10 protein-coding genes are annotated in these 13,887 nt (G+C 68.9%); 3 read left to right on the top strand and 7 right to left on the bottom strand.

Annotated features, from left to right (window positions below):
• Positions 1 to 164: 164 nt before the first annotated feature.
• Complete coding sequence (locus QZ814_RS18160; protein ID WP_294334910.1) at positions 165 to 875, bottom strand: PEPxxWA-CTERM sorting domain-containing protein; 711 nt, start codon at positions 873 to 875, stop codon at positions 165 to 167.
• A gap of 298 nt (positions 876 to 1,173) precedes the next feature.
• Positions 1,174 to 2,670: a DEAD/DEAH box helicase gene (locus QZ814_RS18155; protein WP_294334908.1), complete on the bottom strand. Its 1,497-nt coding sequence runs from the start codon at positions 2,668 to 2,670 to the stop codon at positions 1,174 to 1,176.
• A 69-nt stretch (positions 2,671 to 2,739) separates the two neighbouring features.
• Here QZ814_RS18155 and QZ814_RS18150 point away from each other — a divergent pair, with 69 nt between their 5' ends.
• Positions 2,740 to 3,342, top strand: coding sequence for a PilZ domain-containing protein (locus tag QZ814_RS18150; protein WP_294334906.1), 603 nt, complete (start codon positions 2,740 to 2,742; stop codon positions 3,340 to 3,342).
• 91 nt (positions 3,343 to 3,433) lie between these two features.
• Complete coding sequence (locus tag QZ814_RS18145; RefSeq protein ID WP_294334903.1) at positions 3,434 to 3,760, top strand: hypothetical protein; 327 nt, start codon at positions 3,434 to 3,436, stop codon at positions 3,758 to 3,760.
• Positions 3,761 to 4,289: 529 nt separating this feature from the next.
• Here the strand turns inward: QZ814_RS18145 and QZ814_RS18140 are convergent.
• A complete protein-coding gene (locus QZ814_RS18140) occupies positions 4,290 to 5,924 on the bottom strand; it encodes a glycoside hydrolase family 43 protein (RefSeq protein ID WP_294334900.1) in 1,635 nt (544 codons plus the stop codon).
• The gene (locus QZ814_RS18135) at positions 5,921 to 7,171 is read right to left on the bottom strand and encodes an MFS transporter (RefSeq protein WP_294334898.1); all 1,251 of its coding nucleotides are present in this window, start codon (positions 7,169 to 7,171) and stop codon (positions 5,921 to 5,923) included. Before QZ814_RS18135 ends, QZ814_RS18140 begins: the two co-directional genes overlap by 4 nt.
• 138 nt (positions 7,172 to 7,309) lie before the next feature.
• On the opposite strand from QZ814_RS18135, the gene ada reads away from it, so the two are divergent.
• On the top strand, positions 7,310 to 8,353 hold the full coding sequence (gene ada / locus QZ814_RS18130; RefSeq protein WP_294334896.1) for a bifunctional DNA-binding transcriptional regulator/O6-methylguanine-DNA methyltransferase Ada: 1,044 nt from the start codon (positions 7,310 to 7,312) through the stop codon (positions 8,351 to 8,353).
• Positions 8,354 to 8,494: 141 nt separating this feature from the next.
• Here ada and QZ814_RS18125 read toward each other — a convergent pair whose 3' ends face one another.
• The 3 genes from QZ814_RS18125 to QZ814_RS18115 form a co-directional block, all read right to left on the bottom strand.
• On the bottom strand, positions 8,495 to 10,045 hold the full coding sequence (locus QZ814_RS18125) for a serine protease (protein ID WP_294334893.1): 1,551 nt from the start codon (positions 10,043 to 10,045) through the stop codon (positions 8,495 to 8,497).
• A 59-nt stretch (positions 10,046 to 10,104) separates the two neighbouring features.
• Entirely contained in the window at positions 10,105 to 11,613 is a 1,509-nt protein-coding gene (locus tag QZ814_RS18120; RefSeq protein WP_294334891.1) for a hypothetical protein, read from the bottom strand.
• An 83-nt stretch (positions 11,614 to 11,696) separates the two neighbouring features.
• Positions 11,697 to 13,862, bottom strand: a complete 2,166-nt coding sequence (locus QZ814_RS18115) for a primosomal protein N' (protein ID WP_294334890.1) — start codon at positions 13,860 to 13,862, stop codon at positions 11,697 to 11,699.
• Positions 13,863 to 13,887 lie beyond the last annotated feature (25 nt).

Here is a 13,887-nt window from a genome sequence, read left to right as displayed (position 1 = left end):
CGATGGGTTGCCGGGCTGCTAGCATCGCGGTTCGAGGGATGCAACCCGAGTCGCCGAAACGTCACACGTCCATTTCATCTTTGGATTTTCGGGCGCTGCGACGCACAAAAGAAAAAGGGCAGGCGAGCGACGCGCCTGCCCCGAAATCATGACGTTAGCTGCTGTCAGGCGACGCGATATGCCGCAGCGCGACGACGCCGGAACATGCCGCCGACCAGCGCGAAGCCGCCGATCATCGTCGCCCAGCTCGCCGGCTCGGGCACGGCGCTGAGGAAGACCTGGCTCTGCTGGTCGTTCGAGAACAGCACCTGCAGCTTGTGGCCGGCGATTGCGGTCCAGCCGCCGGTGGTGATCTGGGTCAGGTAGCTGTTGGCCAGGGCGCGCGCATCGTCGCTGTTGCCGCCGACGGTGTAGAACTGGCCGCTGGTGGTGTCGTAGCTGCCGCCATGCTCTTCGAGGATCTCCCACACCGCCAGCTGGGTGGCGGCGGAGATGGTCTTGCGGGCGAGCAGGTCGGTCTCGGCGCCGAGGAGCAGGTCCGAATGGGTGAGCAGGGTCAGCAGCTGCTGCTGGCGAGTGGTGTCGCTGAGCACCGACGCGATGTCGGCGCGCTCGAAGGTGCCGGTGTTCAGCTCGGTGAAGGCGGCGACGCAGTAGGTGAGGAACTCCACCGCCTTGCCATTCTCGGTGCCGGTGACGCGGAACCGGCTCATCCCGGGCCAATTGCCGACGAATCCGGTGGGGGTGTAGATCATCTGGTCCGCGGCGAGATAGCCGGGATCGTCATCGATGCCGGTGATGATCACCGAGGCATTGGCGGCGGCGGGCATCACGGCGCCGAGCGCCAGAGCAGCGGCCATCACAGCAGTACGCATCGTCATCCATTCCCACCCGTTGAGTGGGAAGAGCGCTACCGGACGCTCGCAGCGGCCGCTAGATTATTGAAATTGGTGAATGACCGGCTTTGGCACAGCCTGTGCCGGTGTGGGACGGGGCGGCATCGCCACCGTCCAAAAACCGTCATCCCCGCGCAGGCGGGGATCCATTTGCCAGGACGATTCAGCAAGCGCCGCGCCGTCTCCATCAATGGATCCCCGCCTGCGCGGGGATGACGATCGTAAAGGTGGACGCCGTCACCTGCAGCAGCAAGCGGTGGCGCCCGTTGTTCTCAGTTCAGCGCGCGCGCCCTGCGCCGCCGCCCTGGCCGCGATTGCCGCCGCCGGGGCGACCCTGGCCGCTGCCGGCGGGACGCGCGTTGAACTTGCGCTTCGGCGCACCCGGGCCGCGACCGGCGCCCGCACCGGCATGGCCGGCACCGTCCTGGCGACGCGGCTGGTCGCTGCGCGGACCGCCCTCGGCCCGGCGCTGCTCGCCACCACGCGGCGCATCGCTGCGCGGACCGCCGCGACCACGGCCGCCCGGCTGGCCGTCGCCACGACGGCCCGAGGCATGCTGCATCGCGCGGCCGTTGCGGCCGTTCTGCTCGTCGCGGCTCGCCGGCATCGGCGAGCGGGTCGACTTGATCTTGTCGGCCTCGGCCATGAAGTTCTCCGGCAGCGGCTGCACGGTGAGCTTCTGGCGGGTCAGCCGCTCGATGTCCTTCAGGTACGGACGCTCGTCATCGGCGCAGTAGCTGATCGCGATGCCGTCGGCGCCGGCGCGCGCGGTGCGGCCGATGCGGTGGACATATTGCTCCGGCACGTTCGGCAGCTCGAAGTTGAACACATGGCTCACCCCCGACACGTCGATGCCGCGCGCGGCGATGTCGGTCGCCACCATCAGCTTGACCTTGCCCGAGCGGAACTCGCCCAGCGCACGCTCGCGCTGCGGCTGGCTCTTGTTGCCGTGGATCGCGTTGGCGGCGATGCCGTTGCCGGCGAGCAGCCGCACGACGCGGTCGGCGCCATGCTTGGTGCGGGTGAAGATCAGCGCGCGATCGATCTCCGGGTTGCGCAGCTGCATGGTCAGCAGCGCCTGCTTCTCGGCCTGGGTCACATAGGTGACGAACTGCTCGACGCGCTCCGCCGTGGTGGCGACCGGGGTCACCTTCACTTCGACCGGATTGTGGATGAACTGGCTGGCCAGCTCGCGGATCGTCTTGGGCATGGTCGCCGAGAAGAACAGCGACTGGCGCTTGGCCGGCAGCTCCTTCACGATGCGGCGCAGCGCATGGATGAAGCCGAGGTCGAGCATCTGGTCGGCTTCGTCGAGCACCAGGATCTCGATGCCCAGCAGGATCATGTAGCACTGGTCGAGCAGGTCGACGAGGCGACCCGGCGTGGCGACGAGGATGTCGACGCCGCGGGCGAGGTCGGTCTTGTTCTTGTGGACCGAGGTGCCGCCGAACACGGTGGCGATGCGCAGGCCGGTGCCGCTGGCATAATGCTTGGCATTGTCGGCGATCTGCGCGGCGAGCTCGCGGGTCGGCGCGAGGACAAGCATGCGGCAGCCGCGCGGCTGGGCACGGCGGCCCGAGGCGACGAGTCGGTCGATCGACGGCAGCATGAACGCCGCGGTCTTGCCGGTGCCGGTCTGCGCGATGCCGAGCAGGTCGCGGCCTTCGAGCAGCGCGGGGATCGACTGCGCCTGAATCGGCGTGGCTTCAGTATAGCCCTTCGCCGCGAGCGCAGCGAGGACGGTCTCGGAAAGGCCGAGGTCTTTGAACAACATGGAAAACCCTTACAAATGGGCCGGCGCACGGCCGTCTTCGAAGGGCGCGTGCGTAGGCGGGGTCAACAAGTGACGCCCCGCGTGATTTGGGAAGCCGGTAAGGACGAGGCAGAGCCGAGCGGCGCTTTTTCCCCGGAAAGGGTGCGCGCCGCCGATCACGCTGCATGTAAATGCCTCGTCGTGGTGCGGCATATGGCAGCGATGCTGCGCCGCGTCAAGATCGGCACCGGCGTTGGTCCGGCGTTAACCCCGATTGTTCTACGGTCGTGTCTCTTGGGGCAAGGGAAGGTGCTGGTGCTCGTCGCGAGGCTGGAAGTGTGGGGAAGCATGGACGCGCGCGGCGCGGTGCGCTTCCTCGTGCAGAGCGAAACCACGGTGCGCGGCATGGACGGGCGGCCGTTCGACGCGGTGGTCGAGAATTTCTCGCGTACCGGCTTCCTGTTCAAGGCCGAGGTGGAACTGTCGCCGGGCACGCTGATCTGGATCGGCCTGTCGGGCGCCGGCGCGCGCGAGGCCAAGGTGGTCTGGCAGGACGGCCCGCGCCACGGCTGCGAATTCCTGATGCCGCTCGGCCGGCGCGACCTGCAGCATGCGTTCCGCAGTCGCGAGTCGATCGTCGAGGATCTGGAAGCCCGGCTGCGGCGGGCGAGCATGCTGCCGGAGGGGGAGTAGGCGGGGTCGGTGGCGAGCGACGGCTATCGCCCACTCGCGGACGTTCGCTTCCAGCTTAGAGTGCAGGGAAATGCACTTAGAGGATCAAACGGTGGAGCGATTTGAGCGAGACGCGCCGCTGCCAAACGAAATGCAAGGTCGTTGGCCTGAAATAGAGAACCCTTTTTCTGAGTTAATCATCGAAGGGGGCGAGGTCATTTGGTTCGGGCGGCCAGTCCTTTATGACTATAAGCTGATTGGTAATGATGATAACACTCTAACCGTCAGCCTTAAGGTCAATGACGAGGCGCTTGAGGACACGTTTCAAAGGTCTAACGAAACCGAGCTTGTCGTTACCCCGGAGGGTGAATTTCACGCTTACAACGTCAAGTTTGCCAGTCAGTTCGAAAGGGCTCGCACTCGGACGGACGGCAGCTAACCACCAGCTCTACCCATTGGTTAGGGGCCATTGATGCTGCCGTCGGACGGATCAGCCATGGTCTTGTGCGTTGCGCCGTGTTTCCTATATGTACCGCTCTACTGCCACGGGCGCGCGCTCTTTGACACCGTTCGGTACTGCGCCGACGCGCGCGATGCGATACGCTTCGCGCCTTCCCGATTCACCTCCGCTGGCCACGCGCGCGGCATTGCCGTATGCCTGATACGAGGTTGCGCTGATCCTGACTCATCCGCGGACTGCTTTGCCCAACCATCAGCCATCACCCCAGCGAACGCTGGGATCTCCTGAAGGCTGGGCAAAACGGAGGAGCGCTCCTGTCGGAGATGTCAGCGTTCGCTGGCCTGACGCTGGGCGGACCGATTTCCGATCACGCCGTACGGTATGAACTTCCTAAACTTCGCGTCCGTCCCGGGTCGCTTGCGATGGCTGCGGGAGACGCGCGAACGCCTAAACTTCCTAAACTTCGAGCCGCCACTTCCACCAGCGCGGCTATGCCCTGCCTGCGAAATTACCCCGCCGACGCGTCGGCCAAAAACGCCCGCTCGCGATAGTCGAACCAGTCGAAGTCCGCCGGTGTCCCCGTGCCGCCCATGTCCTGGCAGGCCATGCCGAGGAAGGCGCCGGTAAAGTTGGGCAGGCCCGGCGCGCTCGCCTCGTCGGAGAGGATCGAGGTGTCGAACAGTTCGGGGAGCCATTGCCACGCCTCGGTGCCGGCCATCCGCCAGCCGAAGCGCAGCCGCTCGTAATCGATCTCGCAGCGCAGCTCGACCGGGCCCGGCGGCAGCGGGATCGGCCCGGTGAACGCGTCGCCCTGCGGCGCGTCGGGCAGCGCGCTCATCACCCGCAGATGGCGCCCGACCGCCTCGTCGTGGCTGATGTGGAGATAGTGGAACTTGGCGCCGTTGTAATAGGCGACCAGCCCCGCCGCCTGCTGGAAGTCGGCGGGTTCGAAGTCGATGCGGCAGGACGCCGAGACGCAAAAGGCCTGCAGCCGCCGCGCGACCAGCGCCTGGGTGAAGACGCTACCGATCGTCTCGCGGCCATGGAGGCGGAGATGGCCGGGCCGGGCGGTGAGGCTGAAGATGCGCTCGGGCTCGGGGGTGCGCAGCCATTGCAGGTCGATCGGCAGGTCGGTGCCGTCGAAGTCGTAGCGCGCATGCGTGGCCCGCGCGGGCGAGGGCTCGCCGGGCAGCGCCCGCATTTCCAGCTCGGGCAGGCCCAGGCCGTTGCGGGTATAGAGCCAGCCATCCTCGCCCCAGCGCATAGGCTGGATCGCGGTCTCGCGGCCGAGCACGCAGCGCCCGCGGTTCGGCAGCGGGCGGCCGCAGAGATAGACCAGCCAGGGCTCGCCCTCGGGCGTATGCACCAGATCGGCGTGGCCGGCCCGCGCGAGCACCGCATCGGGCCGGGTGCGGCTGGAAAGGATGTAGGTGTCGGGGTGGAGTTCGTACGGGCCGGTGATCGCCCGCGATCGCGCCATGGTGACGGCATGGTTCCAGCCGGTGCCGCCCTCGGCGGTGAGCAGGTAATAATAGTCGCCGCGGCGATAGAGATGCGGTGCCTCGGTCAGCCCCAGCGCCGTGCCGGGGAAGATGGTGGTGCGCTCGCCGAGGAGCTGGCCTGTTGCCGCATCAACTTCCTGCAGCACGATGCCGGCGAAGCGGTTGCGCCCCGGGCGATGGTCCCAGAGCTGGTTGACCAGCCATTTGCGGCCATCGTCGTCGTGGAACAGCGAGGGGTCGAAGCCGCTGGAGTTGAGACGCACCGGATCGGACCAGGTGCCGTCGATCGTGTCGCAGGTGACGAGGTAGTTGTGGAAGTCGCGCAGCGACGCGCCGGAGGCGCCGCCCATCGTCGTGCGGCCATAGCGCTTCACGTCGGTGTAGCAGAGGTAGAAGCGGGTGCCGTCATGGGTGAGGCACGGCGCCCACACCCCGCAGCTGTCCGGATCGCCGCGCAGGTCGAGCTGGGAGGCGCGCACCAGCGGCCGGGCGACCAGCGTCCAGTGGGCGAGGTCGCGGCTGTGGTGGATCTGCACGCCGGGGAACCACTCGAAGGTCGAGGTCGCGATGTAATAATCGTCGCCGACGCGGCAGATCGACGGATCGGGGTTGAAGCCGGGCAGGATCGGATTGCGGATCATCGGGGGGCCTTGACGAGGGTCCAGAGCAGCAGGGCGGCGAGCAGGTCGAGCAGCCCGAGCGCCACGAAAAAGGGGCCATAGCCGAGCGAGGCGACCAGCCCGCCGATCAGCAGCGAGAAGATCAGGATGCTGGCATTGGCGCAGGTGCCGGCCAGCCCGGCGACGGTGCCGAGCTCGCTGCGGGGAAAGAGGTCGCTCGCCATGGTGATGACGGTGACCGAGAGGGTCTGGTGCGCGAAGCCGCCGAGGCAGAGCAGCGCCACCGCCGCCCAAGCGCTTTCGACGCGGGCGACGAAGATCATGCCGGTCATCAGCAGCGCGCCGACGGTAAAGGTCCAGCGGCGCGCGTTGATCAGGCTGATGCCCCGGCGCTGGAGGAACAGCGCCAGCGCCGGGCCGAACAGGCAGCCGAGATCGGCCGCGACAAAGGGCAGAAAGGCGGAGACGGCGATCTCGGTCAGGTTGAAGCCGCGCACCTTCACCAGATAGAGCGGCATCCAGAAGGTGAGCGTCCCCCAGGTCGGGTCGGCGAGGAAGCGGGGCAGGGCGATGCCCCAGAAATTGCGCTGGCCGAGCAGGCGAAGCAGCGACGGCCGCTCGGCGCGTTCCTGGATATGCGCTTCCTGGCCGCTGAGGATCAGGTCGCGTTCGCGTTCCGAGATGCCGGGATGCGTCTGGGGCGACCGATACTGGGCGAGCCAAAGCAGCGCCCAGAGCAGCGCCAGCACGCCGGTGACGACGAACGCCGCGCGCCAGTTCCACAAGGCGATCGATCCGGCGACCAGCGGCGCCGCGATCGCCGCCCCGGCCGAGGCGCCGAGATTGTAGATGCCCCCGGCCAGCCCCCGCTCGCGCGCCGGAAACCACTCGGAGACGACCTTCAACCCGCCGGTGTGCGAGGTCCCCTCGGCAAAGCCCAGCAGGCCGCGCAGCGCGAACAGCCATTGCCAGCTGAACGCCAGGCCGTGCGCCATGCTCAGCAGCCCCCAGCCGGCGGCGAACAGCGCCAGGCCCGAGCGCAGCCCGATCACGTCGAGAATATAGCCCACCACCGGCTGGAGCATGATGCCGCCCTGAAAGGCGGCGGTGATGTAGGAATATTGGCGCTCGTCGATATGGAGATCGGCCATGAAGCTGGGCGCGGCAACGGCCAGCGTGCTCCGCGTGAGATAGTTGAGCATCGTGCCGAGCATGACGATGCCGATGATCCACCAGCGCAGCGCGCCTGTGCGATGCCAGAAGGACATTCCCTCTCCCTTTCGCGCGCCACCACGCCTGTTAACGTTAACGGTGCCAGCAAAGCCTGCCGTCCGCAAGGTGGTAGACGGTTTTTGATCGCATGCGGCGGGATGTGAGGTGGCAGGAGGCGGCGTATAGCAGGGCCCATGAGCGATGCGCCTGCCCTGGAAGACCCCCGCTGGACCGCCTTCGTCGCCCGCGACCGGGCGCAGGACGGGCGGTTCGTCGTCGCGGTGACGACCACGGGCATCTACTGCAAGCCCAGCTGCCCGGCCCGCCGGCCGCGGCCGGAAAATGTCCGTTTCTTCGACGAGGGCGAAGAGGCAGCCGCCGCCGGGTTCCGCCCCTGCCTGCGCTGCAAGCCCGACGAAGCGGCGCGCGACGCGACGGCGGTGGCACAGGCCACGGCGCTGCTCGACGCGGCGGAGGAGACGATCGGTCTGGAAGCGCTGGCGGCGGCGGTCGGCTATGCGCCGCATCATTTCAACCGGCTGTTCAAGCGCGCGACCGGCGTGACCCCGGCCGCCTATGCCCGCGGCCTGCGCGCCCGGCGCGCGGCGGCGGCACTCGAGGAGGAGGCAAGCGTGACCCAGGCGATCTATGCGGCGGGCTATTCCGCCCCCAGCCGTTTCTATGCCGAGGCCGGTGCCCGGCTCGGCATGGCGCCGAGCGCGTGGCGCGCGGGCGGGGCAGGGGCGACGATCCGCTGGACGATCGCGGCGACCAGCCTCGGCCCGCTGCTGATCGCGGCGACGGATAAGGGCCTGTGCCGTATCGCCTTCGACGAGGATGCGGACATGCTCGCCCGCCGCTTCCCGGCAGCGACGGTGCTAGCCGGTGGCGAGGATTTCGCGGCGCTGGCGGCGGAGGTGGTGGCGCTGGTCGAGGATCCGAACCGCCAGCGCGACCTGCCGCTCGACGTGCAGGGCACCGCCTTCCAGGAGGCGGTGTGGCAGGCGCTGCGGACCATCCCGCCGGGCGAGACGCGCAGCTATGCCGAGCTGGCGGCGCTGGCCGGCAAGCCTGCGGCCGTCCGCGCCGCGGGCACCGCGTGCGGTGCCAATCCGGTCGCGCTCGCCATCCCCTGCCACCGCGCCCAGCGCGGCGACGGCAGCATGGGCGGCTACGCCTATGGACTGGACCGCAAGCGCGTGCTGCGGGCGCGGGAAGGCGTGCGCGAACGGAAATAGGCGCGGGCGCCGCCACCTCTGCGTCATCCCAGCGTACGCTGGGATCTCCATCCGTAACGCTGCGCCGGGTCAGCCCAGCCCCGGGGAGACCCCAGCTTCCGCTGGGGTGACGGCTATTTGGGAAGCCAAAGGAAGACCGCCTTACTGCCCCGAAGCCGGGGCGCAGTGATAGACCAGCTTCTCGTTATAGGCCGGCGGCAGGCTCGCCCGCATCAGCTGCTGCAGGCTGGCGAGGCTGGCGCGCTTGGCCTGGTCGGCGGTGCACTGGTTGACCGGCACCGGCGCCTTGGCGTCGCGCACCTTCTGCATGTCGGCGGCCGACAGATAATAGCGGGTGTCGGTGAGCGTCGCGCTGTCCGGGTCGAACTCGCGGACCGTCACGGTCTGTTCGTCGGCGGGCGCCAGCACGCGCTGCCAGCGGCGGCCGGATTCGGCGTACTGGGTGCCGCCGTCGAAACAGCCGTCCGGCCCCACGTTCAGCCGCACCGGCTCGCCCGGCGATACGGTGATCCGGCTGCGCTCGGGCTGGAGCGTGCAGAGCAGCGGCCCTTGCGCCGCATCGGCGGGCAGCTTGGCCTCGGCGGTGTCGTTGCCGGTGCCGGGTGCGGCGACGCTTGCCTCGTCGAAGCTCGGCCGCAACACGAACAGCGCGACCGCGCCGAGCAGCAGCACTCCGCCGCCCACCGCGCTCCAGATGCCCGGCCGCTGTTTGTCGCGCGAGAGCAGCAGCCCGGCCGCGCCCAGCGCCAGCGCGCCGAACACCAGCAGCACGGCGGCCCCTGCCATAAAGGTTTCGCGCGTCGATTCGTTCGCGGCGCGCGCCTTGTCGATCGCCGCTTCGCGGGCGCGGGCGGCGGCGCTTTCGGCCTGCGCGTTCCGGTTGGCCGCGTCGGCACGGTCCTTCTCCTCGGCCGCCTTGTCGAGCGCCATGCGCTGGTCGACGCTGATACAGGGGGCGGCGATCTGGACGAAAGGCTGCTTGGCCTGGGTGAGGAAGCCGGTCAGCTCGGTGTCCGAAATGGCGAAGGCGAAGGTCGCATCGCCTTCCTCGCTGTTGGTGATCGCGGAGTTGACGCCGAGCACCCGCCCGCAGGCATCGAGCAGCGGTCCACCCGAATTGCCGCGGGCGATGTTGGCGGTGTGGAGCAGCACCGAGATGCCCTCCAGCGTGCGGGTGCCGGCAAAGCCGCCCTGGGAGCGGACCGGCGACTGCGGCGTGATGAAGTCCGCCGCCGAGCGCGCCGTGGCGATGTCGACATTGCCCGGATAGCCGAGCGCGATCAGCATCTCGCCGTCGGTGACCGCGCCGTTGAACAGCGCGAGCGGCGCCAGCTTGGCGCCGCTGAATTCGATCAGCGCCAGGTCGCGCTTGGTGTCGATCGCGATCAGCTTGCCCTGGAAGGACTTGCTGCCTTCGGACGGCACCACGCCGATGACGACGTTGCCGGGATAGCGCGAGGCGAGCTCGACGACATGGGCGTTGGTGACGACGCGGTTCGGCGCCACGGCAAAGCCGCTGCCATGGCCGAAGCCGACCACTTCGTCATCGGCCACGGCGATGGTGACGATCCGCACCACGCCGCGCGCCGCGGCCGAGATGTCGTCCGCACGCGCAGGCGCACCCCAGGCGAGCAGCATCGCCACCAGCAAGACCAACTGCCGCATGCGCGGACCCACCCCGGTTGTAGCCATGGCCTGCGCTTTCGGCGAAAAGCGGCGGCGGTTCAAGCCGCGGCGGGTAAGGTTTGCCGCTATTTCGCCGGTACAGGTGTAGGCTGGGCGTTGATCTTCTTGGCATCGATCGTGTCGATCAGTTTCGACGCTGCCTCGCCCAGACCCGATGCATGCGGATCATAAGTGAGCGCGAGGAGCATCGAACGGGCAATCTCGGGCTCGCCATCGGCGATCAGCATGGCCGCGACCTGCAGGCGCAGGCCGCGATCCTCCGGCGCCAGCTGATAGGCGTGTCCGAGGCCGTCGCGCGCCATCTTGGGCGGCATCTGGCCGCGCTCGGCATAGCTTTGGAAATAGAGGATCAGCGGGCGCGGATCCTCGGTATCGAGCCGGTTGGCGCGGCTGATCGTGCGGCGGATCTCGGCCCAGGTCTCGGGCTTCTCGTCCTTGGCGGCCTGGGCGATCGCCATCAGCGCCATCGCCCGGTAGCAGAGCGCCTCGACGAACTGCGGGTCGGCGACGAGTGCCCGGTCCGCGGCGGCGCGTGCCGCGGGATAGTCCTTGGCGTCATAGGCGGCCTCCGCCAGCGCGCGCTGGACGGCGGGATCGTCGGGATAGCCGGCGGCGATCTTGACCGCGTCGGCATAGACGCCGGGCGCGGTCTTTCCGTTGACGCCGGAACGCGAGCGGACGATCACCGGCATCATCGCCGCCTGGCCGGGGCTCAGCGTGCGAACCGTCACCGGCGGTATCGCCAGCAAGTCGGTGCGGACGCGGAAACCGGCGATCTTCGGCTTGACGAGGAACCGTTCCAGTTCGCGGTGCAGCGCGCCGAGATCGCCGAACACGGCGGCGGCCGCCTCGGGCGATTTGCGCTCGATGGTGATCGCCTTCAGATACGCATCGAGCTGGCCGGCACGGCTCGGCTCGAAGCTCAGATAATGGACCAGCGCCCAGCCGCGGCCATACAGCGCCTCGCGCTGCTCGGGGCGCAGCTTGCCGGCGGCGCCCGCCAGAATCTGCTGGATCGGCAGTGGGTCGCCGGTCAGCAGGCCATAGGCGCGATAGGCGGGCGCGTCGCCGAACCGGAGGGTGCCCTCGCGATCGAAGGTCGCGGTGGCATGAAACTCCGCCCAGCCTTCCGAAAACCATGTCGGAAAGGCAGTGCCGGGCCAGCTGGAGAACATGAAATGATGGGCATATTCATGCTGCAGCACCTGCTGCGCATTGAGCGACAGCGGCCCGTCATTTGCTGCATCGCCGGGCACGAAGGCAACCGATCCGCCGGCACGCGCCTCGTAGAAGCCGGCGATGTCCGCGCTTCCCGCCAGGCTGGCGACGCGGTCCTGCGAGACGAAATAGACCGTCACTCGCCCGGCCTTGCTCACCGGCGTCTCGGCAACCCCGCGGACCAGCCGCAGCGCCTTGTCGAACTTTTCCAGCCGTTCGGCATAGCGGCGCAGCACGGATTCGCTGGTATTGGCGTAGACGACGAAATGGTTCGTCTCGGCGACGCGCCAGTCGGCATGGGCGGGCGCAGTGCCGAACCCGATAAGCAGCAGCGCCAGCGCGCGTACCAAGTGCATCAGGATCCCCTTACGGGAAGACCATGCTTCCCGAGGCCAGAATATCGCGGCAGTGAATGTCCGCAACGGCAAAAGCCGCGGAATCAGACGAAGCTGTACGGGTCCACATCCACCGCCACGCGCACCCGCGCGCTCCAGCCAAGCGCCCCCAGCCAGTCGCGGATCGCGTCCTGCACCGCGAAGCCGCGCTTGGCGTGGACGAGCAGGCGGAAGCGGTGCCGCCCGCGCAGCATGGCGAGCGGGGCGGGGGCGGGGCCATAGACGTGCATCTCGGCACTGTCGGGCGCCGAGCGGCCGATCATCCGGGCGGTCTCCTCCGCCGCCGCCTTGTCTTCCGACGAGACGATGATCGCGGCATAGCGGCCGAAGGGCGGCGCATCCGCCTCGCGCCGCGCCTCGGTCTCGGCGGCGTAAAAGGCCTCGGCATCGCCCGAGACCAGCGCCCGCATCACCTGCGCCTCGGGGGCATGGGTCTGGATGAACACCGTGCCCGGCTTCTCGCCGCGCCCGGCGCGCCCCGAGACCTGCATGATCTGCTGGAAGGTGCGTTCCGACGCGCGCAGATCGCCGCCGTCGAGCCCGAGATCGGCATCCACCACGCCGACCAGCGTCAGGTTGGGGAAGTGATAGCCCTTGGTGACGAGCTGGGTGCCGACGACGATGTCGATCGCGCCATGCTCCATCCGCGCGACGAACTCGGCCGCCTTGGCCGGCGACCAGAGCGTGTCCGAGGTGACGATCGCCGTCCTCGCCTCGGGCCACAGCGCCGCCACCTCGTCGGCGATCCGCTCGACGCCGGGGCCACAGGCGACCAGCGTGTCGTCGGACTTGCATTCGGGGCACATGCTCGGCGTCGGCATGGTGTGCCCGCAATGGTGGCAGGACATGCGGTGGAGCAGCCGGTGCTCGACCATCCATGCCGTGCAGTTCGGGCACTGGAAGCGGTGGCCGCAGTGGCGGCACAGCGTCAGCGGCGCATAGCCGCGGCGGTTGAGGAACAGCAGCGACTGTTCGCCGCGCTTCAGCGTCTCCTCGATCGCCGCGACCAGCCGGGGGGCCAGCCAGCGGCCGCGCTCGGGCGGCTCGCGGATCAGGTCGATCGCCTCGATCTTCGGCAGCTCGGCGGCGCCGTAGCGGCCCGGCAGTTTGAGCTCGGCATAGCGGCCGACCTCGACCTGGTGCCGCGTCTCGATCGCTGGCGTCGCCGAGGCGAGCACGACCGGGCAGCGCTCGAACATGCCGCGCATCACCGCGACGTCGCGGGCGTGATAGTGTACGCCCTCTTCCTGCTTGAAGCTGGTCTCGTGCGCTTCGTCGACCACGATCAGGCCGAGCCTGGGATAGGGCAGGAACAGCGCCGAGCGCGCGCCTACCGTTACCATCGCCTCGCCGCTGGCGATCGCCCGCCAGGCACGGCGGCGCTCGGAACTGCGCAGGCCGGAGTGCCACGCCACCGGCTCGCAGCCGAAGCGACCGGCGAAGCGGGTGAGGAAGGGTTCGGTCAGCGCGATTTCGGGGAGCAGCACCAGCGTCTGCTTGCCAGCGTCGATCGCGGCGGCGACTGCCTCGAAATAGGTCTCGGTCTTGCCCGATCCGGTGACGCCGTCGAGCAGAAAGGGCTGGAAGGCGGCTTCTTCGACCGCCGTGCGCAGCGCGCTCGCCACCGCCGCCTGGACGGGGTTGAGCTCGGGTGGGGCGAAGGCGGGATCGGGCAGCGGGTAGGGCGCCTGGGTGTCGACCGTCACCGCCTCGATCGCGCCGGTTTTCACCAGCCCGCGGATCACCGCGTCGGAGACCTCGGCGATGGCGGCGAGCTCGCGTACCAGTCCCTGGCGTTCGCCGATCCGCTCCAGCGCCTGGGCGCGCTGCGGGGTGAGGCGATCGGGCACCGCGCCGGTCGCGCGATATTCGGTGATCGTCGGCGCCGCCTCGAACGCCGCCGAGGTGCGCAGCGCCATCGCCAGCACGGCCGAGGGCGGCGCCAGATAATAGTCCGCCGTCCATTCGACCAGCCGCCGCACCGATGCCGGGATCGGCGGCGCATCGGCGACCGACAGGATCAGGCGCAGGCGATTGTCGCCGATCTCCTCGGTGGGCAGCCGCTCGGGCTCCCACACCACCCCGGCGAACTGGCGTGGGCCGATCGGCACGGTCACGATGCTGCCGGGCTCGACCGTCATGCCATGCGGCACGCGGTAGTCGAGCGGCCCCAGAGCCGGATGGAGGACGAGAATGCGCGCGCGGGCCATGATCGGCCCCTCATATGGGCATTCT

The organism is uncultured Sphingomonas sp., from assembly GCF_913777625.1.
GTDB lineage: Bacteria > Pseudomonadota > Alphaproteobacteria > Sphingomonadales > Sphingomonadaceae > Sphingomonas.
This window is presented reverse-complemented; position numbering and strand designations above follow the sequence as displayed.